Source organism: Pseudomonas sp. GW821-FHT10B02, assembly GCF_059415665.1.
In genome coordinates this window covers 41,466-61,985 of the sequence record NZ_JBWKNR010000019.1, presented here as the reverse complement: position 1 = coordinate 61,985, position 20,520 = coordinate 41,466, and the positions used below count along the sequence as shown (strand labels likewise).

Genomic DNA, 20,520 nt, shown 5'->3' with positions numbered 1-20,520 from the left:
TTGCCTACTTTCCCCAAGAGGAAAGTAGGCCGCCGTAAAGGCGGAAGGGGCCGGCAGCATCGCCACACAAAATGGATAAGCTCGTAGCTATTTTGTATCGGTGCCCACCTGGCCTTTCGCCTTACCCGTGCTTGACCCTTGAGCGGCGTGCTGCCCAGCTGCAGTAGACGAGCAACAGCGCACCGGCCCCCAGCAGCACCGCAGGCGCTCCGAGGTGCGCGGCAAGCAGGCCGGCGAGCAGGCCGCCGATGGCATCGAAACCGAAGCGCGTCGAGGTATACAGGGCCACGACCCGGCCGCGCAGGGCCTCGGGTGCCTCGCTCTGCAGCAAGATGTTGGTGCCGACGTTGCACAGGGTGATCGCGAACCCGAGCACCGCCATGGCCAACAGTGACAGCCATAGCTGGGTGCTGGCGGCGAACACCAGCATGGCCAGCGCACTGCCCGCGGCACTGGCGAGAATGAACCGGCCCAGTGGCGCGGTGTTGCGATTGCCGGCCAGGACCACACTGGCAATCAGTGAACCCAGCCCGGCCGCACCCCACAGCCAGCCAAGGGTGCGGGCGTCGCCGGCGAAGATGTCGCGGGCGAATACCGGCAGCAGTACCACGTAGCTGGACGCGGTGAGGTTGATCACCATCACGCTGAGCATCAGCTGTTTCACCTGCGTGTTGTCCAGCGCGTAGCGCATGCCTTCGCGGAACACATTGCGAAATGATCCGCTGGCTCGTTGTGAAGGTAGCTGGCGCACACAGGCCAGGCCGATCACCAGGGCCAGGTACGACGCCGCGTTGAGGCTGAAACAGACCGCCTCGCTGACCACCGCCAGCAGCAGCCCGGCCAGTGGCGGGCCGATGAAACGCGACAGGGTGAACAGCAGCGCGTTGAGGGCCAGGGCGTTGGGCAGGTCCTGGCGGTCGTCGACGAACTGGCTGAGCAGGGACTGGCGCAACGGCGTGTCCACGGCATTGAGAACGCCGAGCAGGGCGGCCATGGCCACGATCAGCCCCGGTCCTATCAGCTCGCTGGCGGTCAGCCCCGCGAGGATCAGCGCCTGCAGGGCGAGCGCCGCTTCGACCATGATCAGTAGCCGACGTTTGTCATGCCGGTCGATCCAGGCGCCGGCAAACGGCCCGACCAGCAATTGCGGAATCAGCGCGGCAAAAGTGGTCAGGCCGAGCAGGGCGACCGAGTCGGTCAGCCGGTAGATCAGCCAGGACAACGCCACCTGCTGGATCCAGGTACCCAGGGTGGAAATCGCATGGCCAATGAAATACAGGCGGAAATTGCGGTGGCGCAGGGCGCGCAGGGAGCTGGGCCAGTGACGCATGACGGAGTACAGCTCCGGTGCTGGATGGGGGCGTTATGGTACTGGTTTCGTTGTCTTGTTAACAATTTTTTAAGCACGCAAAAGCCATTTCTGCCTTGGGCGCAATCAAGACCATGAAAAGTGCAATGCAGAGTGCGGAATGTCCATTTTTGCCGTTGCCCGGGCTGCGCATAATCCATTTCAGCGTCTGCCTGCACACCGCTCCAGCCAGCCAGGCGAATTTCTAACAATAAGGTCGCTAACAATGAAAAAGCCAACCCCGCTCCTTGAAGCACTCAAGGAGATTCTCCCTGTCATCGCCGTCAACGCCGCCCAGGCCGAAAAGGACCGGATGGTCCCGGCCGAGAACATCGCGATGCTCAAGGGCATCGGACTGCACCGCGCGTTCCTGCCCAAAGCCTATGGCGGCATGGAAATGTCCCTGCCGGATTTCTGCGATTGCATCGCCTTGCTCGCCGGTGCCTGCGCCAGCACCGCCTGGGCCATGAGCCTGCTGTGCACTCACAGTCATCAACTGGCGATGTTCTCCAGACAATTGCAGGATGAAATCTGGGGTGCCAACCCGGACGCCACGGCCAGCAGCTCGATTGCGCCATTCGGCAAAGTCGAGGAGGTCGAGGGCGGCGTGATGTTCAGCGGCCAGATGGGTTGGAGCAGCGGCAGCGATCATGCCGAGTGGGCGATTGTCGGCTGCCGCCGCCTGAATGCCGAAGGCGCGCAGGATTACTGTTTCGCGGTGCTGCCACGCAGCGACTACACAATCCTGGATGACTGGTATGCCATGGGCATGAAAGGCAGCGGCACCAAAACCCTGTCCATCGACAATGTCTTCGTCCCCGAGCACCGCATTCAGAAAGCCAAGGACATGATGGAGGGCAAGTCCGCCGGCTTCGGTCTGTACCCGGACAGCAAGATCTTCTACAGCCCGTATCGTCCGTACTTCGCCAGCGGCTTCGCGACCATCGGCCTGGGCATTGCCGAGCGCATGCTCGAGGCCTTCAAGGAAAAAACCCGCAACCGCGTGCGGGCCTACACCGGCGTCAATGTCGGTGCGGCGACGCCGGCCCTGATGCGCCTGGCCGAGTCGACGCACCAGGTGGCGGCTGCCCGTGCCTTCCTGGAGAAAACCTGGCGCGACCACGCCGAACATGGCGAGCGTCATGAATACCCCAGCCGTGAAACCCTGGCGTTCTGGCGTACCAATCAGGGCTATGCGGTGAAGATGTGCGTCCAGGCGGTTGATCGTCTGTTCGAGGCCGCTGGCGGCACGGCCTGGATGGAGAGCAACGAGCTGCAGCGCTTGTGGCGCGACTCGCACATGACCGCTGCCCATGCCTACACCGACTATGACGTCTGCACCCAGATTCTCGGACGTGAGCTGATGGGCCTTGAGCCTGATCCAAGCATGGTCTGAAGACCTCACTCTTTTTCCCGAATCGACCTGCCGGGTTCGCCCGGCACTGAGGACATCATGACCGACCAACAAGATGCGGGCTTCGATCCGCGCGCTTTTCGCCGTGCCTTGGGTAATTTCGCCACCGGTGTGACGATCATGACCGCCGCCGTGGGCGGCCGTAAAGTCGGCGTCACCGCCAACAGTTTCAACTCGGTTTCACTGGAGCCGGCGCTGATTCTCTGGAGCATCGACAAGCGCTCTACCAGCTATGAGGTGTTCAACGACGCCAGCCACTTTGCCGTGAACATTCTGGCGGCTGACCAGATCGACCTGTCCAACCAGTTCGCCCGGCCCAAGGACGACAAGTTTGCCGGGATCGAATGCGAGGAGGGTGCCGGTGGTGCGCCGCTGTTCAGCGACTGTGCAGCGCGCTTTCAATGTGAAATGCACCAGCAGGTCGACGGTGGCGATCACTGGATTCTGATCGGCAAGGTAGTTGCCTTCGACGACTTCGGCCGTTCACCGCTGCTCTATCACCAGGGTGCCTACTCCTCGGTGCTGCCTCATCCGCGGTTGGCATCGCGTCCTGAAGGCACAGGCAAGAGCGCCTTCCAGGGCCGCCTGAGCCATAACCTCTATTACCTGATGACCCAGGCTGTACGCAGTTACCAGGCCGACTATCAGCCACGTCAGCTGGCCAGCGGCCTGCGTACCAGTGAAGCGCGCATGCTCATGGTCCTGGAGAATGATTGCGGCCTGGACATGAACGGTTTGCAGCGTGAGGTGGCGATGCCCATGCGCGAGATTGAACAATCGGTGGACATCCTTAAACGCAAGGGCCTGGTCGAGGATCGAGACACGGGCTGCTTTGGCCTGACCGCTGAAGGCATCGAGCAAACCGAAGCGCTGTGGACGATTGCCTCCGAGCAGCAGGGCAGGGTCTTTGCAGACTTTTCGCCGGAACAGATCGAAACCTTCAAACGCATGCTCAAGCAGGTGATTGGTAGCGCTTAAGGCGAACGGCAACGGTGCTCAGAGGTCGTAGAGCAGTTCTTCTGTGGCCCTGGAAAAGGCCGCCTGGAAAACGCGAATGGCCTCATCGGCTTTCGTGTCCGATCCGGGCGTGTGCTGATCAATCGTCGTGATGTATTCCTTCAGGTCAGGGTTGCCGTTCACAAACACTTCTTTTTGCGAAAGGTGAGTGAGGATGTTGGCGCACAGATTTTTACCCTGAACAGTGAGTCCTTTGTATATCGAGATGTTGTGATTATTGGACTGCAGGCGAATGAATTTGATGTGTTCGTTGTAATTGTGAAAGCGTGGGTGGTAAAGGTCGTCAAATGATTCTGGGACGGGATAGTCTTCCTCGTCGATATAGTCGGCTTCCTTGATTGACCATATGTGGTTTCTTTTTTTCAGGTTGCAGTCAACGCAACATATCACCAGGTTGAACAGGTTGAAGGTGTGCTGAACGCATTTTGATTTTGGCAAAACATGCTCTATCTGTTTGGCGTGGCCACTGTTGAACAAGGGGCGCCGGCAATAGCAACATTGGTAGTTTTGCTCTTTTTCAAGGCGTTTGCGCAGTTGCTCTCTTATCCGCTCTCCGGAAAGCTTTGGGTTTGTCGGGGAGGAGAAGCTGTAAAGCTCATTCCATAAATCTATTTCTTTTATGAATACGCCGTTCAGCCGCCTTCTGAACTGCCGCAGCGCTTTTCTTGACATACTTTTCAAGTAGTTCTGCGTGGCTGCAACGTGTGCGGGCTCGGCATGACACTGGTTGAGGTAGTCCTCAAGCATGGCTTCAAGCGCGGCGTCGGTTGGCACGCTAATCATTACTGACTACCTCTTCCTTGGCCGAGGTGATGGCCGAGTGCGCTGTCTTGATAAGTTCCATATCGCGCAGGAAACGACTGTCCTGTTTGTCCATGTCGGAATTGTTCATCGTGTTTTTCAGTGCCGCCAGTTGTTCAATGGCACTTTCAAAGCTGAATTCTGCCGGTGGGGCTTGTTTGTTTTTCAGCTTTATAACTGCAGCGACCAGCTGCGCGCAACGCTCGTACACTTCACGGTTATGGGGGGTGTAGGTGTTGAAACCCGCCACCAGAATGGTTTCGACCGAGTGGCGCCGTGCAGGGGGTATCGGTGTTAATTTCCCGGCGTCAAGCACGTAGCAGGGCGTGTCTGTTACGGGTGCATTGGTAATCAATACGGGCGCGTGCGTTGCCGTGATAAAGCTTACCGATAACCGCTCTGCGAGGGTGTTGAGGATTTTCGGTAATGTTTGCTGCCAGCTCACGTGCAAACTGACCTCAGGCTCATCCAGCAGAACGATGGTGTGCGTATCCACTTGCGCTGTCTCGATGATGTGCGCGAGCAGCAGCAAGATGTTCTGCTCGCCAGAACTCAGGTCGGTGAACAGCAGGTAGCGATTGTCCTTGCTGAGATGGCTTTCGTTGTCCTTGCTCAATGCCAGGGTGTAAATTTCCAGATGGAGCTGCTCGAGTTCAGCGATGTTTTCTGCCGCGTCTGTGCTCAAGGCGATCATTGCGTCGCTTTCATGCGCCATTCGTTCGCTTTTGGAATGTGAGCGTGGAGCCAGGTACATCTGTGCCTTGAATTTCAGGAGTCCCATGCATTCGATCAATGTGTCTATCTTCAGCTGGTCTCGGAAGATGGTATCCAGCGCGGCGAGGATGATTTCAGATTTTCTGAATTTGGAACGTGCGCTCAGATAACTGCTGCCACAGGTCTGGTAGTAATCCTGATTTTCTTGCGTAACCTTGGGAAATCGATTGGATTGCGACAGGGTAATGCCGACGGTGCGAATTTCATTATTCAGCAGTTTGCTGGCGATATCACCCAGTAGCAGGCTTTTCCCGGCGCCGTTATTGCCGATCACGTAGATGCTGCGGGGGTTCTCTTTGGCGATCAGGGCCACTATTTCATCGCCGTTGACATCAATGCGCTTGTGCTCCGCAGCGCCAAAGTCGACATGTTGATTGACGCGGAATGTGTTTCGTGCGGTGAGTTCATCCCGCGCGACCTGTTTGCACAAACCGTCGACGTCACGGTAACCATTTTTGAACTGGCTATTGAGGATGGTTGCGATGCGTGGTGTGTATTTTTCAGGAGAGATGGGCTGGCCCAGCCACATCAGGTAAATACTCGCCGCCAGCATGGAGCGTTCAATGGCGTCGAGAGAGGCGAGTGCAGGGTTCTCTGTGACGTTGATGTATACGGTTTTGTCGGCGGCGGCCCGGGTATTGTCAATGACAATGATGACGAATTTCCTGGGTTTACCTTGGTAGTAACTATCGAAGGCAACGACGCTTTCTATCTTTTCATGGTCGTTAAGTTGTTGCCATTTTTCATTGGCTTGGGCCGAGATCACGCCGGTGTAGGTGCGGGTGAGAATGAATTTGCCTTGTTTGCCATGAACCTGAGAAAGTGCGAAATAGATGTCTTCGGAGGTAGCGCCGCTGAGTATGTCCAGATGGGTTGTTGCCGAGGACGCTTGCGACGGAGAGTCAATAAGACAGGCTGCCCGTGAGCCGTGAATTCGAAAATCTGCAAGGTCATGAACAAAATTAGGCTGAATGTTGTTTGTCTGCAGCTTCAGCTCAACCAGGGCCCTGTGCTGCTGGGCGATGTCCGCAGACATCGGGAATGACCTGCGGGGGGCGCGGCCCAGCACGCCAAGAGAAAGCTCAGCGGTGTTGGGAAATAGGTCGACGACGTCACTGCGCAGGTGTGAAAAAAGCTGACCTGCAAAACCGGCAACTATTTTGCAGTGACGGTAGTCGATATTTTCTTGCTCGCTCAGGAGGAGATCCAGAACATAGTTAGCGAAGTAGCGGATATCTTCGGTCGGTAAATTATCTAGAACGCGTATTACAGGAGAGTAAATAGCATCCAGGACTCTCGGGGTGACCTTGAGCTGGAAACTGTTGGCGAACTCGATAATGTGCCCAATCTGCTGGTTGATATCATCGTCAGAGCGAGCAGGCGTTTCTTCATTGACCAGAAAGAACGAAACGATTGTCGCGCAACTCATGTTGAATACATGATCTGCAAGTTTGGGTACAGTGACGTGCTTGCGAATTTTTTTCAGCGTTGCGGCGGCGGCCAGATCCCGGTAGTCATAATACATATGCAGAATCCGAATATTGTCGGTGGCTGCGAACCTGATCCATGGCAAATCTCCTGTTGGGATCGCTCTGGATAGCGGTCCTTGGGCCAAACGGTGGGGGCTATATTGCCGCAGTGGCGCACTGACATCAATCGCGCCAGTGTTAAGTTCTTGAAACACTGCAGGGGATGGGAGATTAAAAGTACAGGTGATCTTGAAATATAAATAAGCATGAACTTTAGTGAGGAGTGGATCCAGAGGGAATGATTGTGAAGCCGACTGACGCGCCGCCACTCATCAAGTTGCCTCTCCAGCATTGCGCCGATGCCGCCGCCATGCCGCCGCAGACAATGGCCGCATCGACCAGTCGTAGCGCCAGCGGCGGCCCGGCCAGCACCCTGGATAACGTGCGGGTGCTGAAAACCTGGCAACTGGCGCCGGCTGCGCGTGCCAGTGATGCCCCTCACACCGAAACCCTGCACGATCCCCATGCACTGCTGGCACTGGATGCCAATGACGGTTCGACCATTTTCATTCGCGCCGACACCCTCGCCGAGCAGTTGCGCCGGACCCGCCCGGATGTGGTGGATAGAGACGGCTCAGTCGACTTTGCCCGCTTCATTGATATTCAGGGCAAGAACCGTGGCGCCTCGGATTGGGTCTGGCGGCAGGTCAGGCAACTGGTGCTCGAAGACGACGGCATCACTGATCTGGCCAAGGAATTGTTCAAGAAGAAAGCCACTGACATGGCGGTAGACTGGGCTGCGCAGAAAGGCGCAACGGCACTGATGACTGCCATTGAGAGTCAGTTGGCCGGGCCTCCCGGACTTTACCGCTGGAACGGTGGGGTATTGACTCCGCAGGATCTGATTGCCAGCGATGCAGTGCTGGATGATCAGGCGCCCATTTTGCTGTTCATCCATGGCACCGGTTCGCACACCATGGGCAGCTTCGGCGAGTTGCCGGGTACCGCCGCCTGGAAAGACCTGCAACTGAAATTTGGCGCGCAGATCGTCGGTCTGGAACATCGCACTTTTTCGGAAAGCCCGATCGACAATGCCTTGCAGGCTGTCGATCGGCTGCCAAAGGGGGCCAGGCTACACGTGGTCAGTCATTCGCGGGGCGGGCTGGTGGCCGACTTGCTGTGCCTGGACCCAAACGATCCAAACCTGCCGCAATGGATCAAGAACTATCGCCGCGCGCCCAGGCCCGACGAGGTCGAGCGGGAAAAACACAACCCGGCGTTAGCCGGGGAGCGTGAGGCCTTTGCAAGGTCTGAACGCGAGAAGCTCGACAAGCTGGTAAAGCTGCTCCAGGACAAAAGCCTGCAAGTCACCCACTATGTCCGTGTCGCCGCTCCGGCCCGCGGCACTGCGCTGCTGTCTGACAACCTCGATGTATTTCTGTCCTGCCTGCTGAGCCTGGTGCGCAAGTTCGCCAGCTGGAGTATTGGCACCGCGGTGGGGGCGCTCGCTACCCCGGCAGCTGGAAGCGCCGCCGCGCAGGTTGCGGCCCGTAGCCTGAAACTGCTCGAGCGCGTGGTGCTGGAAATCGCCGACAAGCGTATGCAGCCGCAGGTGGTGCCGGGCATTGAGGCGATGCTGCCCGAGGCGCCAATGGGCATGCTGCTGGCACGGGCCAGGCCGCAGCCGAACCTGAAGATGGCCATCGTTGCTGGCGATACCGACGAATCGGCCAGCAGTATTCTGCAGCGAATCGGTTACATGTTCGTCAACTGGGCATTGTTCGACCGCGCCCGTAATGACCTGGTAGTCAACACCGACTCCATGTACGGCGGCTTGTTCGATCACGCCCAGGAAGCGCACGCCATGGCGGTCGAAGGGCCGCAGGTCAATCACTTTCACTATTTTCGCGATACCGTCAGGTACCGCAATCGTCCGTTGCCCAGCAGTCTGAGCGACTGGTTGCTGGACAGGGCGTTGGTGGCCAGAGGCGCTGTGCTGCCGGCGAAACGAGGCGAAGGCGATGTGCTGCTGGTCAAGCGGCAGCTGGAGAGCAGGCCGCTGGTGTTCTTGCTGCCCGGGATCATGGGCAGCAGCTTGACGGTTGGCGGTGAAACGTTCTGGCTCAACCCGCTGAAACTTGCCCTGGATGGCCTGGACAGTATCGCCATGCGTGCGCCGAAGGTCAGCAGCAGTGGCCTGATCGAATCTGCCTATAAGCAGTTGCATGACTACCTTGACGAAACCCATGAGGTCATTGCGTATCCCTACGATTGGCGCAAGTCGCTGCCGGATCTGGGTACGCAACTGGCTGCGGATTTGCGCAAACAGCTTGGCAAAAGGCCCAAACGCAGCATCCGCCTGCTCGCGCACAGCATGGGTGGGCTGGTGATTCGCGCAGCGTTCAAGCAAGACCCGACACTCTGGAAAGCGCTGGTCGAGCAAGCCGACGGCCTGGTGGTGATGTTGGGCACCCCGAACCATGGCGCTTACTCCATGGTCGAAACCCTGCTCGGACAGTCCGACACTATCCGCATGCTGGCGCGCGTGGATCTGCAGAACAATCTGAAGAAGATTCTGCAGATCGTCGCCGAGTTTCCGGGCGCACTGCATTTGCTGCCGGCTCCCGGCTTCGAAGATGTCGGCGGCCACGGCCCGGTCGATTTCTATGGCGCTGCCAGTTGGAGCCAGCTTGCGCTCAAGAACGATGACTTCTGGTTCGGCGACGAACTCGGGGCACGTCCTGATTTCGCGTTGCTGCAAAAGGTCCAGCAATCCTGGCAGGCCCTTGCCGACAACAGCTGGGTCGATCTGGCGCCCGATCGGATCAGTTATGTCTACGGTCAAGGCAAGAACACCCCCTGCGGCCTGGACATCAGCAGCGAACAGTTGATGCTGCGCGGCACTGCCCAGGGCGACGGTACAGTGACCTGGCGCTCGGGCAAACTCGGCAACCTGCCTGACAACCGCTGTTGGTACATGCCGGTGGTCCACGGTGAGCTGGCCTCTACCAGCCACTATTTCCCCGAGATCGAAAGCTTGTTGCTCAAGCGTACGCCAGCGCTGCTCAAGCGCCTGCCCGTTAGCCGGGCGGGTGAACGCTCGAGTGCATTGGTGAGTTTTCGCGGTGGTCCGCCAGCCTATCCGGCCGATGCCCAGTTGCTCAGCCAGGTACTCGGGCGTACCAGCAGCCTGGAGCCGAAGCCACAACTGACCACGCTGCAGATCAATGTCCTGGCCATGAACCTGAGTTGCATCCAGGTGCCGCTTATTTGCGGACATTATCGCGGCGACCCGATCTCCGGCGCCGAAGCCGCCATCGATCAGAACCTGGTCAACGGTGCGCTGTCCCAGCGTCAGCGCCTGGGTTTGTACTCGGGCGAGCTGGGCAATGCCACTGTGGTACTGGTACCACGCACGGCTGCCGAGGTAAGTCGTGGCACGGGGCGTGGTGCACTGGTTGTCGGTCTTGGGGAAATGGGCGAGCTGACCCCTGAAGTCGTCACCCAGGCGGTGCGCAACGGTGTATTGCGTTACCTGCTGAACGCAGTGGACCAGTACGCGCAGGTGACCCGTATGGAGGATCCTGACGAGCCTGAAGCGCTATTGCCGCTACACATCGCCAGTTTGTTACTGGGAACCAACTCCAGTGCACAGTTGACCGTGGAAGAATCGATTCGCGCCGTGACACTCGGCGTCCTCCAGGCCAACCGCGAGTATGCGGCCGTTTGCGCCGGGCCCAAGGGGCGCCCGGCGGCGGTAACACGCCTGGACATTGTCGAAATGTTTGTCGATGCGGCGATCTGCGCCGGTTATACGGTAGCGACGCTGGATCACGAACTGGCCGGCGAACTCCAGCGCTTGAACAGCCGCCTGGAGGTGGCCCAGGCGGTGCAGTTCGGTGAGGGTGCCAGGCCGCGCCTGAGCGTCATCCCGCCCGGCAACTACTGGCCGCGCCTGCAGGTCAGCAGTGCCGATCATGTCGGCCACGGCAGGGATTCCGGGAGCAGGGGGGAGGCCAGATTCGAGCGCCCGCCGCAACGCTTGAACTACCTGTACATGGGACAGCGCGCCAGGGTCGAGGCGGTGGTCGATCAACGTCAGCCGGGGTTGCTGGAACGCATGGTCGATAGTGCCCTGCGCGGGCCGAACCCTACCCGCTACGACGCGGCGGCGTTCTTCGGCAACAGCCTGTTCCAGCTGATGCTGCCGCTCGGCTTCAAAAGCGCCGTGCGCAAATCGGATAACCTGATTCTGGTGCTCGATGACAGCAGTGCCAACCTGCCGTGGGAGATGCTGGAGACCGACGGTGTACCGATGATCAAGCGTACCCGCCTGGTGCGCCAGTTCATTACCCAGCGCTACCGCCGAGAGGTGGTGCGCACGGACCTGATGAATGCCTGCGTTATTGGCGATCCGGATACCCAGGGCTATTTCAAACAGTTCCGGCCCAAGGGCGATGGACCCTGGCCGGAGCGGCTGGTGGGGTTGCCCGGTGCGCTGCGCGAAAGCCAGGCGGTCAGCCGCGTGCTGGATGGCGCGGGCTATACCACCTGGAGTCTGGGCAGCGGCGCCAGTGCCGTGGAGGTGTTCGACCAACTGTTCGCCCGGCCTTACCGGGTCCTGGTGATCTGTGCCCATGGTGTATTTCGCAGCAAAGACAGCAACGGTCAGTTGCGCAGCGGCGTGGTGCTGTCGGATGGTTTGCTGCTGACGGCCGCCGAGATCGACCGCATGGAAACCGTGCCGGATCTGGTGTTCCTCAGCTGTTGTCACCTGGGTAAAGTCTCGGGCGCTGAGCCGGGAGGCAATCGCTTGGCGGCGAGCCTGGCGCAAGAGCTGATCAACATGGGCGTGCGTTGCGTGGTGGCGGCCGGTTGGGAGGTCGATGACAGTGCGGCGTGCTGCTTCTCGGAAACCTTTTTCAACCGCTTGGCCATTTACGGTGATCATTTCGCCGAAGCCATTGCCTGTGCGCGTCTGGATACCCTCGAACAGTTTCCCGCCTGCAATACCTGGGGTGCCTACCAGGCCTATGGCGACCCGTTGTTTCAGCTGCGCCTGCTGCCGTCCGGCGATGGCAGCAACAGCTGTTTGCGCGGTTCTCCGGAACTGCTCGACTGGCTCGAAGAGCAGCGGCTGGCGGCCGCCACCCCGAGTTCGACAGCAGCGGCGTCAGGCTTTGCGCAACTGCAGAGGCAGGTGCAAAAGCGCTTTGAGGGCTTGCCGGAGAGCTGGATCAACCAGGCTGAAGTCCAGTACGGGTTGGGGTTGTTGTATAGCGAGTGGGATGAAGCCCAGGCATTGGCTGACGCCCGGACTGCATTGCTGCAGGCCATGGCGCGCTTCAGCGGTCGGGGCTGCGTGCCCATGACGGCGGTGGAGAAGCTCATCGATGTGGAGATTCGCCAGGCCTACCTGGCGGCAGACCCGGAGCCAGGTTTCGGCACTGCCGATTTCAAGCAAGCCAGCACGTTGATCAAGGCTGCCATCGCGCGTGCGGATCACTTGAGCGAGATGTGTGAGGGCACGCCGGGCGTATTGCTTGCGCGTCGTCAGGTGATGCGCGGGCGGGGCCTCAAGCGGCAAGCCCATATCGCGTTACTGCAGAGCCTCACCCAGTCCAGGTCCAAGGCACTGGACAAGCTCATCAGCCAGAGTCTTGACGCAGCAAGGCAGGCCTATGCTGCGGGCGAAGACAAGGATGCACCGGACTGGAACCCTTATGCCATGCTGAACCGGATTCAACTGGAGGTGATGTGCATGACTGGCACACCATCGCTCGACGACCTCAAGCGCTGCGAAGCCGAAGCACAGGTTCGCTACAAACAATCTTTCGGTGTATTCGATGCGGTCATGACGGCCGACGTACTGCTGACCCGCTGGCTGATTGACGTCACCCGCGGTAGCGGCTCGGCAGGCTCGCAGACCTGCAACGAACGCACACTCAACGATAGCTACGATGATGCGCTGGCTGGCCAGCGCATTTCGCAGCGCCAGTTCGAGTCGGTCGTGCGTCAGTTGCAGATGATCACCAAGTGGCTGGAGTGGTCTGGCAAAACCGGCGATGCACAAGTGCTGGATAACATCGCCAGGGTCCTGAAGACACGCCGTGGATAGTTTGACCTGGCTGGCGTATACCCGCTACACCTTGAACGTCGCCATCAGCCCCTGCTGATGATTGGCCAGGCGGTTCAGCGCCTGGCTGATCTGTGCCGACTCCTCAGCCTGCCCGGACAGCGACTCGGTCACGTCACGAATGCTGGCGACGTTGCGGTTCACTTCTTCAGCCACGGCGCTCTGCTCTTCGGCCGCCGAGGCGATCTGCAGGTTCATGTCGGTGATCACCGCCACCGCATCGCCGATCCGCTGCAGGGCCGGCACCGCCTGTTCGGCCTGGGCGACGCTGCCCTGAGCCTGGCGATGGCTGCTGTGCATCGAACCGACCACTTCGCGCGTGCCTTGTTGCAGGCCTTCGATGACCACGCGGATCTCATCGACCGAGTCCTGGGTGCGCCGGGCCAGGTTGCGCACTTCATCGGCGACCACGGCAAAACCGCGCCCGGCTTCCCCGGCACGCGCCGCTTCGATGGCGGCGTTCAGGGCCAGCAGGTTGGTCTGCTCGGCAATCGAGCGGATCACCTCAAGCACCGAGCCGATCTGTTCGCTACGGCTGGCGAGCTGTTGCACTTCTTCCATGCCGGCGGTCATTTCGCACGCCAGCTGTTCGATTGCGCGGGTCGTGGTGCGGATCAGTTCCAGACCTTCGCGGGTGGCAAGGTCGGCACCGCGTGCCGCTTCGGCGGCTTGCGCGGCGTTGCGCGCTACATCCTGGGCGGTGGCGCTCATTTCCTGCGAGGCGGTGGCGACCTGGTCGACTTCGCGGTATTGCTGCTGCATGCCGGCGCTGGTCTGGCTGGCAATCGCCGCCGACTGGTCGGCGGTGCTGCGGGCATCCTGGACCGAGGCTTTGACGTTGGCGATCACCGGTTGCAGTTTGTCGAGAAAGCGGTTGAACCAGCCCACCAGCTCACCCAGTTCGTCTTTGCGGGCATAGTCCAGGCGACGGGTCAGGTCGCCTTCACCGCTGGCGATGTCTTTGAGCATTGCCGCAACCTTGAGGATCGGCCGGGTCACGCCGCGAGCGGTCATCCAGATCACCAGCAGGCCCAGCACGACGGCACCAAGGGCCATCAGCAGGCTGGTGAGGTTGGCGTTGTTGTTGTGGGCGTCCAGGCGGGCATTGAGCTCGATGGCCGGCGCCTGCAGGACCTGTTCGGGCACTTCCAGCAACACGCTCCACGGCTGCGCGCCGGGCACCGGGGCAAACGACTGGCTAACCTGGAGCATGCCGTTGGCGCTGAATTCAGCCGCCTTGCCCGCGCGCATCTGCGCCGCCAGGGCGCCGGCCTGCTGGCCGAGCACGTCTTCGATTTTCTTGCTCAGCTGGCTGCCGTCGCGGCTGTGCCCGGCGAGCAGGCCGGAGGGGCTGACGATGCTGACCTGGCCGTTGCCGTCGAACAGTTCCCGACGGCCGTCGAGACTCAGTTGCTGCAGGTTGTCGAGGCTGATGTCCAGGCCCATTACGCCAATCACCTTGCCGTCCTGCTTGAGCGGGATGGCGATGCTGGTCATCAGTGGCGTGCGGTCGCCGACGGTATCGAAGTAGGGATCGATCACGCAGGTTTCGCCGGTTTCCAGCGGGCAGGTCAGCCAGCGGTTGTAGGCAAAGCCGTTGGCGCCGAGGCTGGTGTCGGCGAGCATCGATTCGGGCATCGCCTCGGACTCCAGTTGGCCGGGTTGCGGTTGTGACCAATAGAGCGAGTAGCGTCCGCTTTCATTGCTGCCCACCTCGGCTTGATCGATGAACGCGGCGTCCTTGCCATCGAGGGCATCGGGCAGGAACACCAGGTACAGGCCAAGCAACTCAGGGTTGTCGCCCAGTGCCGTCCTGGCTTGTTGGGTGAGTGTCTGGCGCAGGTTGTCGACGCCCTGGGCGCGGAGCACCATCATCAGCTGCGAGACGCCATTACCGTACAGGTAGGCGTCCTTGAAATAGCGTTGAATGCGCACCGCCTGCAACTGGGCATAGGTTTGCAGGCGCAGGCGGGCGTTCTGGTCGAGCATCTGGGTATTGGCCGTGTTGACCAGTGCTGCGCTGCGGCTCGATTGAAACAGCGCCGCGGTCATCAGTAGCACCACGATGACCAGCAGGCAGAGGCCGGCGAGCAGGGTGATCTTCCATTGGATGAGCAGGCGGCGCAGCAGCATGGTGACGTCCTTGTAGGTTCAGGGGTGTGAACAGCAAAAGCCCGTCGATAGCGACGGGCGATTTTTTCTATAGCGCTTTACTCGGCAATGAAACTGGGTGGTGCAACCTTGAAGGCCTTGGTCAGGTACGCCAGGTACAGCACACCCAGCGCCGCCCAGACACCGCCGAACAGCAGCGAGTGTTCATCAAGGTCCAGCCACAAAATGGCGGTGATACAAAAGCCTATCGTCGGCACGACCAGATACTTGAGCTTGTCGGCCAGGGTCTTGCTGCGCCCTTCACGCAGGTAGCAGTGCACGATCACCGAGAGGTTGACGAAGCTGAAGGCGACCAGGGCGCCGAAGTTGATCACCGAGGTGGCCGTCACCAGGTCGAAGAAAATCGCCGACAGTGAAATGAAACCGACGATGACGATATTGATCGCCGGGGTTTTCCACTTGTCATGCAGGCGGCCGAAGTAGCGTTTCGGGATCACATTGTCGCGGCCCATCACGTACAGCAGGCGCGACACGCTGGCTTGCGAAGCCAGGCCGGACGCCAGGGTGTTGATGAAGGTGCAGCAGATGAAGATCGACTGGAACAGCTTGCCGCCGACATACAGGGCGATTTCCGGCAGGGCGGCTTCGTGGTCCTGGAAGCGGTCCATGGTCGGGAAGAACGACTGGATGTAGAACGACACAACGATGAACACCAGGCCGCCGATCAGCGCAATCAGGAAGATCGCCCGCGGGATGACCTTTTCGGCGTTCTCGGTTTCTTCCGACAGGGTGGTGACCGCATCGAAGCCCAGGAACGAGAAGCACAGGATGGTGGCGCCAGCGACCAGAGCGTTGAGGTGGGTATCCTCACCGGCAAATGGCAGCAGGCTCCAGGTCGTGCCCAGACCTTCGCCGCTGTGCAGGCCGCGGATGGTCAGGTAGATGAACACGCCGATGATGATCGCCTGGATAGCCACGAACAGGGTGTTGAAGTTGGCCACCAGGTTGATGCTGCGGATGTTGATCAGGCTCATGATGGTGACAAAGCCGACCACCCAGGCCCAGGCCGGGACTTCCGGGAACATCACCGACAGGTAGAGCTTGGCCAGCAGGGCGTTGACCATCGGCAGCAGCAGGTAGTCGAGCAGCGACGACCAGCCGACCAGAAAGCCGACATGCGGGTTGATCGCCCGGCGCGTGTAGGTGTAGGCCGAGCCGGATTCGGGGAAGCGCCGAACCAGCGTGCCGTAGCTGACGGCCGTGAAGAGGATGCCGAGCAGGGCCAGCACGTAGGCGCTGGGCACATGCCCGTCGGTAATGCCGGAGACGATGCCGAAGGTGTCGAAGACGGTCATCGGCGCGATGTAGGCCAGGCCGATGATGACCACCTGCCAGAGTTTCAGGGTCTTCTTGAATTGCGGGCTGGAGGCTGCGGGGCTGTTACTGTGCATGCGCGGTGCGCTCCTGAATCAGTGAGGAGCGGCGGCGGGGTGAAGCGGTGAGAACGGGTCCTTTGTTCTGCTTTTCAGGTGCGCGTGAAGAGACTGGCATCATGGATGGCACTTGCCCGTATTTGTTTGGAATTATTCTTTTTGGTGTGGTGAGGCAGGGGGAAAATAAGAAGAGTTGGAGTGGTGTGTCAATTAAATTCTGACAAATTGTTACCGTTATGCGACTTCTTCTCGCCATATATTACGGTTCAAGTGCTCTATTGCGCGCCTTGTAACGTTTTTTCGATTGATTCGGGTGTCTATAAAAATAGACACGATTGTCGACTTTTATCGATGACTGTGGGAGGGCCTAGAGGGTCGCTTGCAGCGCCTCAATGAACACCGACTCCGCCCGGCTCATGCGCTGTTCCCGGTTCCACAGCAGATGAATATCGACATCGGCGATCCCCTCAAGCGGCGGCAACGGCCAGAGCAACCCCGCTTCGACATCCGCGGCCACCACATGCGCCGGCAGACAGCCGACACCAAACCCGGCAATCACCAGGCGCCGCACTTCCTCCAGGCTCGGTGACGAGGCGACGATGCGCCCGCTGAAGCCTTGCTGATCGCGAAAGATGGTCAGCGGCGAGAGCATGCCGCCAATCTGGTCGCTGGCGAAGCTGACGAAGTTCTCACGTTGCAGGTCGCCCTCGGCGACGTCTTTTTTGCCGTAGAGCCCATGGTGCTTGCCACAGAAGAACCCATAACGCTGGCTCAGGAACAGGCGCTGCTCCAGGCGTGGCTGCGGCCGGCGGTTGAGGCTCAGGCCCAGGGTCGCGGTCTTTTCCTGCAGGGCGCTGACGATGTCGGAACTGCGCATTACGTCGATTTCCAGGTCGACCCGCGGGTGCTGGCGATGAAAGTCAGCGAGGAAGCTGTCGAAGCGCTCGCAGACGATGCGGCTGATCATCAGCAGGCGCACTTTGCCAATCACCTCGTCGGCCGGTTGCTCGAGCACGCTGCTGACCTGGGACATCTGCCCGTAGATTTCACCGGCCAGGTGGAAGATCTGTTCGCCCACCTCGGTGAGGGCAAAGCGCGGGCCGCGGCGGGCGATGAGCTGGCGCCCGAGCTGTTCCTCCAGACGCTTTAGGGCCTGGCTCACCGCTGGCTGGGTCAGGTGCAGGCGCGCGGCGGCGCGGCTGATGCTGAGCTCCTGGCCGATCACCCGGAAGGTGCGCAGCAGGTTCCAGTCCAGGCGGTCGTTGAGCAGGCGATCAGGCATGGCAGGGCCCTCTGGCAACAATATAAGGGTGGCTAATAATCCGAATAATAAATAGAAAATTGACTAATCATAGCCCCGGGACGAAAAATCGTTGTCACACAGGCGACACCAGAGCGCCGCGAACGCACCGTTCCCTCCTGCCAGAAAAATAATCAAAGGAGCCTGACCCATGAAGCCTTCCGCTTCGCCCCAGCCACGCCGGGCTGCGGCCGCCGCCTTTATCGGCACGATGATCGAGTGGTACGACTTTTACATCTACGCCACGGCTGCGGCGCTGGTGTTCGGGGCCTTGTTCTTTCCCTCGGACGACAAGCTGTTCAGCACCATGGCCGCCTTCGGCACCTTTGCCGTGGGCTTTTTCGCCCGGCCGCTGGGCGGCATTGTCTTTGGTCATATTGGCGACCGTATCGGGCGCAAGAAATCGCTGGTGATCACCCTGGTGATGATGGGGGTGGTGACGGTGTGCATCGGCTTGTTGCCCACCTATGCGCAGATCGGCGCCATGGCGCCGGTGTTGCTGATTCTGCTGCGCATCGTCCAGGGCATTGCCGTGGGCGGGGAGTGGGGCGGTGCGGTACTGATGGCTGGCGAGCATGCGCCCAAGGGACGACGGAACTTCTTTGCCTCGTTCGCCCAGTTGGGCAGCCCGGCCGGTTTGATCCTGTCGCTGCTGGCCTTCAGCGCCGTCACCCGTTTGCCGGAAGAAGACCTGATGAGCTGGGGCTGGCGCCTGCCGTTCCTGGCCAGTGCCCTGTTGCTGCTGGTCGGCCTGGCGATTCGCCTGGGGGTCAACGAGTCGCCGGAATTTCTCGCCAGCCGCGAGCAGGCCAGCAAGGCCAAGCGCAAGGAGCAGGCACCGGTAATGGAGGTGCTGCGCACGGCCTGGCGCCCGCTGCTGTTGTGCATTGGCGCCAATACCCTGGGCATCGCCGGGGTGTATTTCACCAACACCTTCATGATCGCCTACAGCACCCAGCAACTGGCGCTGCCGCGCTCGCTGATCCTCGAATGCCTGTTCGTGGTGGCGATCATCCAGTTCTGCATCCAGCCCATCGCCGCCTGGGTCGCCGAGAAGATCGGCGCCACGCGTTTCCTTTGCCTGGTGTCGCTGCTGGCCATGGCCTCGCCGTACCCGATGTTCGTGCTGGTCAGCTCCGGCCAGGCGCCGCTGATCATTGTCGGTATTGCCCTGGCAGTAGTGTGCATGGCGTCGTTCTACGCGGTGATCGCCGGCTATGTCAGCGGCATGTTCGAGACCCGCGTGCGCTACACGGCGATCTCCATGGCCTACCAGGTGTGCGGCGCAATCGCCGGTGGCCTGACGCCGCTGGTGGGCACCTGGCTTGCGCATGAATTTGTCGGTCAGTGGTGGCCGATGGCGCTGTTCTACAGCGTGATTGCGGCGATCTCGCTGCTCTGTGTACTGGCCCTGGCACGCCGGCATGCCGCGGCCCATTCTCTGGAAATGGCCTGATTTGTTAACGAATACTGGAGTGGTTGCGATGTTGAAAAGCAACGGCGAACGCCTGTGGGCGAGCCTGATGGCCATGGCTGAAATCGGTGCGACGGCCCGTGGCGGCAGTTGCCGTCTGGCCCTGAGCGAAGAAGACAAGGCCGGCCGCGAACTGTTCGCCCACTGGTGCCGCGAAGCGGGCATGGCCCTGAGCGTTGATCCGATCGGCAACCTGTTTGCCCGTCGCCCCGGCACCGACCCTGAGGCGGCCCCGGTGATGATTGGCAGCCATCTCGATACCCAGCCGGAAGGCGGGCGTTTCGATGGTGTGTACGGCGTGCTGGCCGGGCTTGAGGTGGTGCGTTGTCTCAACGACCTGCAGATCCAGACCCGCAAGCCGCTGGAAGTGGCAGTGTGGACCAACGAAGAGGGCGCACGCTTCACTCCAGCCATGTTCGGCTCGGCGGTGTTCACCGGCAGCATGCAGCTTGAGGATGCCCTGGCGGTGCGCGATACCGAGGGTGTCAGCGTCGCCGAAGCGCTGCAGCGCACCGGGTTTGCCGGTAAACGCCCGTTGGGTGGTGCGGTGGATGCCTATTTCGAAGCGCATATCGAGCAGGGCCCGATCCTTGAGGACAACGCCAAGAGCATCGGTGTGGTCAGTGGCGGTCAGGCCATTCGCTGGCTCGACGTGCGGGTCGAAGGCATGGCCGCACATGCCGGTACCACGCCGATGCCGTTGCGCAAGGATGCCCTCTATGCCGCCGCGCCGATGATCCAGGCGATTGAGCAGCTGGCCTGCGACTTCGCCCCGCAAGGCCTGACCACGGTCGGCGAGTTGAGCATCAGCAAGTCCTCGCGCAACACCATTCCGGGATTGGTGCAGTTCACCGTCGACCTGCGTCATCACCTCGACAGCGCGATTGACGAGATGGAGCAACAGGTCGGTAAACGCCTGCAAGCCATCGCCGCGCAACGTGGCCTGAAAGTCAGCATCAGCCGCCACTGGGTCAGCCCGGCAACGCCGTTTGACGCTGACTGTGTGGCCGCCGTGCAGGCTGCCGTGGACGGTCTGGGCTATGCCCAGCAGTCGATTGTCAGCGGCGCCGGTCACGATGCGATCCTGCTGGCGCGCTATTGTCCGACCGCTATGGTATTCATTCCCTGTGTCGGCGGCCTGAGCCACAACGAGGCAGAAGACGTACTGCCCGAGGATGTGCGCCGGGGCGCCGATGTGTTGCTCAATGCCGTGCTGGCCCGTGCTGGCCGGGCCGAATAAGG

The 20,520-nt window shown here is 60.5% G+C and carries 11 protein-coding genes and 1 pseudogene; 5 read left to right on the top strand and 7 right to left on the bottom strand.

Annotation, left to right across the window (positions count from 1 at the left end; all coding sequences use genetic code 11):
- Positions 1-121 precede the first annotated feature (121 nt).
- Positions 122-1,330, bottom strand: a complete 1,209-nt coding sequence (locus AC07OF_RS24265) for an MFS transporter (protein ID WP_157192063.1) — start codon at positions 1,328-1,330, stop codon at positions 122-124.
- Between the two features lie 244 nt (positions 1,331-1,574).
- On the opposite strand from AC07OF_RS24265, the gene AC07OF_RS24260 reads away from it, so the two are divergent.
- Positions 1,575-2,744 carry a p-hydroxyphenylacetate 3-hydroxylase oxygenase component gene (locus AC07OF_RS24260; RefSeq protein ID WP_495073577.1) on the top strand — a complete coding sequence of 390 codons (1,170 nt, stop codon included), beginning with the start codon at positions 1,575-1,577 and terminating at the stop codon, positions 2,742-2,744.
- A 57-nt stretch (positions 2,745-2,801) separates the two neighbouring features.
- Positions 2,802-3,740: a p-hydroxyphenylacetate 3-hydroxylase reductase component gene (locus tag AC07OF_RS24255; protein WP_157192065.1), complete on the top strand. Its 939-nt coding sequence runs from the start codon at positions 2,802-2,804 to the stop codon at positions 3,738-3,740.
- 18 nt (positions 3,741-3,758) lie between these two features.
- Here AC07OF_RS24255 and AC07OF_RS24250 read toward each other — a convergent pair whose 3' ends face one another.
- Positions 3,759-4,562, bottom strand: a complete 804-nt coding sequence (locus AC07OF_RS24250; protein ID WP_495073576.1) for an HNH endonuclease — start codon at positions 4,560-4,562, stop codon at positions 3,759-3,761.
- Positions 4,555-6,879: an AAA family ATPase gene (locus AC07OF_RS24245; protein WP_495073575.1), complete on the bottom strand. Its 2,325-nt coding sequence runs from the start codon at positions 6,877-6,879 to the stop codon at positions 4,555-4,557. Before AC07OF_RS24245 ends, AC07OF_RS24250 begins: the two co-directional genes overlap by 8 nt.
- Before the next feature lie 242 nt (positions 6,880-7,121).
- Between AC07OF_RS24245 and AC07OF_RS24240 the strand changes: the two genes are divergently transcribed.
- Entirely contained in the window at positions 7,122-12,941 is a 5,820-nt protein-coding gene (locus AC07OF_RS24240) for a DUF7379 domain-containing protein (protein ID WP_157192068.1), read from the top strand.
- Between the two features lie 24 nt (positions 12,942-12,965).
- On the opposite strand, the gene AC07OF_RS24235 is transcribed toward AC07OF_RS24240, so the two are convergent.
- From AC07OF_RS24235 to AC07OF_RS24220, 4 genes and pseudogenes are all read right to left on the bottom strand, one after another.
- Entirely contained in the window at positions 12,966-13,721 is a 756-nt protein-coding gene (locus tag AC07OF_RS24235; protein ID WP_371261999.1) for a methyl-accepting chemotaxis protein, read from the bottom strand.
- A gap of 102 nt (positions 13,722-13,823) precedes the next feature.
- A pseudogene (locus tag AC07OF_RS24230) lies at positions 13,824-14,831 on the bottom strand (methyl-accepting chemotaxis protein); the annotation flags it as partial.
- 338 nt (positions 14,832-15,169) lie between these two features.
- Complete coding sequence (locus tag AC07OF_RS24225) at positions 15,170-16,522, bottom strand: APC family permease (protein ID WP_157192070.1); 1,353 nt, start codon at positions 16,520-16,522, stop codon at positions 15,170-15,172.
- Positions 16,523-16,871: 349 nt separating this feature from the next.
- Positions 16,872-17,786, bottom strand: coding sequence for a LysR family transcriptional regulator (locus tag AC07OF_RS24220; protein WP_157192071.1), 915 nt, complete (start codon positions 17,784-17,786; stop codon positions 16,872-16,874).
- Positions 17,787-17,955: 169 nt separating this feature from the next.
- On the opposite strand from AC07OF_RS24220, the gene AC07OF_RS24215 reads away from it, so the two are divergent.
- Both AC07OF_RS24215 and AC07OF_RS24210 read left to right on the top strand, forming a co-directional pair.
- The gene (locus AC07OF_RS24215; RefSeq protein WP_157192072.1) at positions 17,956-19,260 is read left to right on the top strand and encodes an MFS transporter; all 1,305 of its coding nucleotides are present in this window, start codon (positions 17,956-17,958) and stop codon (positions 19,258-19,260) included.
- Between the two features lie 28 nt (positions 19,261-19,288).
- Complete coding sequence (locus tag AC07OF_RS24210) at positions 19,289-20,518, top strand: Zn-dependent hydrolase (RefSeq protein ID WP_495073574.1); 1,230 nt, start codon at positions 19,289-19,291, stop codon at positions 20,516-20,518.
- Positions 20,519-20,520: the final 2 nt, after the last annotated feature.

What these genes read in the sequence shown, in the direction of transcription:
- AC07OF_RS24265 (WP_157192063.1), bottom strand. Translation starts at nt 1,330, where the DNA reads ATGCGTCACTGGCCCAGCTCCCTGCGCGCCCTGCGCCACCGCAATTTC.
- AC07OF_RS24260 (WP_495073577.1), top strand. Translation starts at nt 1,575, where the DNA reads ATGAAAAAGCCAACCCCGCTCCTTGAAGCACTCAAGGAGATTCTCCCT.
- AC07OF_RS24255 (WP_157192065.1), top strand. Translation starts at nt 2,802, where the DNA reads ATGACCGACCAACAAGATGCGGGCTTCGATCCGCGCGCTTTTCGCCGT.
- AC07OF_RS24250 (WP_495073576.1), bottom strand. Translation starts at nt 4,562, where the DNA reads ATGATTAGCGTGCCAACCGACGCCGCGCTTGAAGCCATGCTTGAGGAC.
- AC07OF_RS24245 (WP_495073575.1), bottom strand. Translation starts at nt 6,879, where the DNA reads ATGTATTATGACTACCGGGATCTGGCCGCCGCCGCAACGCTGAAAAAA.
- AC07OF_RS24240 (WP_157192068.1), top strand. Translation starts at nt 7,122, where the DNA reads ATGATTGTGAAGCCGACTGACGCGCCGCCACTCATCAAGTTGCCTCTC.
- AC07OF_RS24235 (WP_371261999.1), bottom strand. Translation starts at nt 13,721, where the DNA reads ATGCAGCAGCAATACCGCGAAGTCGACCAGGTCGCCACCGCCTCGCAG.
- AC07OF_RS24225 (WP_157192070.1), bottom strand. Translation starts at nt 16,522, where the DNA reads ATGCACAGTAACAGCCCCGCAGCCTCCAGCCCGCAATTCAAGAAGACC.
- AC07OF_RS24220 (WP_157192071.1), bottom strand. Translation starts at nt 17,786, where the DNA reads ATGCCTGATCGCCTGCTCAACGACCGCCTGGACTGGAACCTGCTGCGC.
- AC07OF_RS24215 (WP_157192072.1), top strand. Translation starts at nt 17,956, where the DNA reads ATGAAGCCTTCCGCTTCGCCCCAGCCACGCCGGGCTGCGGCCGCCGCC.
- AC07OF_RS24210 (WP_495073574.1), top strand. Translation starts at nt 19,289, where the DNA reads ATGTTGAAAAGCAACGGCGAACGCCTGTGGGCGAGCCTGATGGCCATG.